General features: G+C 35.9%; 2 protein-coding genes. Both read right to left on the bottom strand.

Going from position 1 to position 1,377, the window contains the following annotated elements:
- Positions 1-147 precede the first annotated feature (147 nt).
- Positions 148-603 (bottom strand): hypothetical protein, encoded by a 456-nt coding sequence (locus N1032_RS23210; RefSeq protein WP_259542710.1) that lies wholly within the window; start codon positions 601-603, stop codon positions 148-150.
- 30 nt (positions 604-633) lie between these two features.
- Complete coding sequence (locus N1032_RS23205) at positions 634-1,134, bottom strand: hypothetical protein (RefSeq protein ID WP_259542709.1); 501 nt, start codon at positions 1,132-1,134, stop codon at positions 634-636.
- Positions 1,135-1,377 lie beyond the last annotated feature (243 nt).

The raw sequence follows: 1,377 nt of genomic DNA, 5'->3' as shown, positions 1-1,377 counted from the left end.
ATAATACTTTCCAACCGCGCGTTTGATTCTTGTCGCCATAATCAATAGTTTGTTCAACGTTCCAATTGGAATGAAAGCGCCGACATTTCCAAGGACTTCATCAATCATCTTCATTGATTCAGGAATCTTTCCACCACGAGAAATGGCTCAAGTATCCAAGTAGTATCTCATTCCACGTTCGCGAAGGCTAAGCAATTGTTGATCAGTTGCCCGTACATAAACCGGTTTCTTTCCACCGTGGTTTTTTGCTGTCAATGACTTAGCGCCCGTTGTATGCGGATTAAAGATGATTTGAACTAAGTTTTCATCAAAGCCAACAAGCGATTGTTGAAGAACTCTATAACCGGCGATGACATGTGAATTTACCAATGTACCGCCTGATTCAATAATTTCTTTTTCAATTTCAACCAATTGTTTTGCGACACGCTTGTATGCCGGCGTTTTCGAAGTTCTAACTTTGTTGTATTTCTTTTCCATCTTATCAACTTTTGATGTTTCTTTTAATTCTTCATAAGCCTTTTCTTCCAAGTCGCCGAAGATTTCCGCACCCATGTTTTCGGCAATCTTTGAAGCTTTATCAATGAATTTTATTGGCTTAGCCAAAGCGTGATTGAACTTATCAATTCCGGCTTTTCATCTTGTAATCTTAGGCATCAACGAGCTTCCTTTAAGTTTTCTTTCGGCAAAAATTCTTTTCAATGCCATACGCAATCTGAATTCGGAAACGTTTCCTATTTTTGTAATTCTTCTTCCAGTATTTGTCATAAGATACGAAAGCAAATCTTCTAATGACGTAAATAATCTTAAATTGTCTTCAGTTAGAAACGCATTTAGTTTATCAGATAGAGTTGGTATGTTGAAGTTATTAGCCATATCACGTATGTCGGTTAATCTATCAATTGATGTTGACAATGAAAACGGCGAATCCATAGATGAACTGAAATCTTTTGAAGCCTTTATCATGGCATTTTGTTTGAATTTTACATTTAGGAAGTTTGCCGCCTCACCAAGTTCATAAATTTGGTTAAGATTGTCCATGACTTTTCCATAAACTTCATGATCCAACCTATCAACAGCATAGTCTTCACCATCACGATAATATTTGTTTTTTGAATATTCTTCGAAACTTTTCAATCTATCGCTGATTTCAAGCGTTTCTTTACCAAAAAAATCACTATGATATGTTCTTGATTCTCATCTATCCAAATCACTTCAAGTTCTGTTAAAATATTCCAGGCCGGCTTGTTGTCCTAAAGATTTAACATTTTCAACAAGATCAATTCTATTGAAAACAGCCTCACCAGATTTTCATGATGGAACAACCAATCCAGTCAATCCAAATCCAAATTCACTTCATGATCTATTACCAAGAAGATT

Source organism: Herbiconiux daphne (genome assembly GCF_024979295.1).
Lineage (GTDB): Bacteria > Actinomycetota > Actinomycetes > Actinomycetales > Microbacteriaceae > Herbiconiux > Herbiconiux daphnes.
The sequence above is the reverse complement of the archived record's forward strand: the minus strand, read 5'-3'. Positions and strand labels throughout refer to the sequence as shown.